The sequence below is a fragment of the Streptomyces sp. NPDC059142 genome, assembly GCF_042755665.1.
Classification (GTDB): Bacteria; Actinomycetota; Actinomycetes; order Streptomycetales; family Streptomycetaceae; genus Streptomyces.
This window is the reverse complement of the sequence record NZ_JBHZDA010000158.1, coordinates 6,690-8,381: the sequence shown is the minus strand read 5'-3', so window position 1 is coordinate 8,381 and position 1,692 is coordinate 6,690. Positions and strand designations below refer to the sequence as shown.

The 1,692-nt window shown below is 76.4% G+C and carries 1 pseudogene; it reads left to right on the top strand.

What is annotated here, in order from left to right:
- Positions 1 to 1,579, top strand: a pseudogene (locus tag ACFXPK_RS31555) (hypothetical protein); the annotation flags it as partial.
- Between the last annotated feature and the right edge of the window lie 113 nt (positions 1,580 to 1,692).

Sequence of the window (1,692 nt, the reverse complement as noted above, 5' to 3'; positions counted from 1 at the left end):
GGCCCGGGCCGCGGTGGCCCGGGGGCGGGCCGCGGCGGCAGGGGCGGGGCAGATCCGGGGGGGGGCGGCCGCCGCCGCCAGGCGCGTCCTGGCGGAGGCGGCCGAGGAGGCCGGGGAACGGCTGCGCAGGACCGAGGACGACGCGGACACGATCCGCGCCGGTGCCCGGGTCGACGCGCAGACCCTTCTCGACCTGGCCCGTACGGACGCGGCCCGCGGGGCCCAGGAGGTCATGGCGGATGCCGAGGAGCGGGCCAAGATCCTGCTCGCCGAGGCCGAGGACAAGGTGGGCGCGGTGCTCGCCGAGGCCGAGGAGCGGGCGCACGCCCTGGTCGGCATGCGCCGGGCGGCGGCGGAGGCCGCCTACCGTACGGCCCTGGACGACGCCGCGCGGATCGTCGGCGAAGCCCAGGATCAGGCGGTGCAGATCAAAACGGCGCGGGCCGCGCTCGACTCCGAGCTGGAGCTGACCCGCCGGTCGGCGCTGCTGGACCTGGACGAGCGCCTCGCCGGGCGGCGTGCGGAGATCGAGGCGGCTCTCGTCGTGCACCGCAAGGACGCCGAGGCGGCTGAGGCCGACATCGAGGCGCAGTTCCGCGAACTCGGTGAAGAGCATGAGCGGAAGCGCCAGGAGCGCAGCGGCTCGCTGGCCGCCGAGCTGGCGGACATGCGGCGCAACGCGGAAGCAGAGGCCCGGAAGGAGGCGCGGGCCATCGTGGCCGGCGCCGAGAGGGAGAGGGCGGACCTGGTTGCCGAGACCAGCGACGCCCTCGCCCGTGCCCGGCAGCGCGAGGACGAGGCGGAGCAGCGGATCGCGGCCGCGCGGGCCGCGGGCCGCCGTACGGCGAGGTGGGCCAATTTCTCCGGGCGGCTGTGGCGCGGGGCCCCGTGGGTCGCGCTGGCCGCTGGAGTGGGACTGGCCGCCAGCGGCGAGTACGAACTGGCCCGGCTGGCGGGCTTCCACGAGCTGGTGGCACCGCTCTTCCCGCTCAGCGTGGACATCTACGCCGTGGTCGCCTTCAAGAAGAAGAGCGACGTCCGTCCGGCGCTGTCGATCATGGCTGCGTCGAACCTGGCCTACCACCTGGCCGAGCGCGGCGGCGTCCACGACGAGGGCAACCCGCACGGCGAGCTGATCGTGCTGGGGCTGACCGCCCTGGTGGTCCTCACCTTCGTGGCGATCATCTGGCGGGTGCACCGGCTGCTCGATGAAGACCACGAGACGAAGCCGCCGTCCGTACGGCCCGCCGGGCCGCCGTCCGTACGGGACGAGCCGGACCGTACGGATCCTCCCGGCGCCGACCGTACGGACGACCGTACGGATCCAGGCCGCACGGACCGTACGGGCCCCCGTACGGACGCGGACCGTACGGCCCGTACGGCGAAGTCCCGTACGGGCCCCCGTACGGATGCCGAGTCGATCGGGGTCCTGCGGGGCCTGCCCCGTACGGACGGGTGCGTCACGGTCAACGCGGCCCGTACGGCGATCGGCTGCAACCGGGACCGGGCCGTACGGCTGCTGGACGAGGCGGGGCTGCTGAGCCCCGCCGACCGGGCCAAGCACCTCGCCGCCCGCTGAGCCCGTACGGCTGCTTGCGTCGGGGGGGGGGGGGGGGCCCCCCCCCCCCGGGGGCCACACCGCCGCCGGGGGGGGGGACCCCCGGGGCGGGGGGGGGGGGGGGGGCGCCCGCG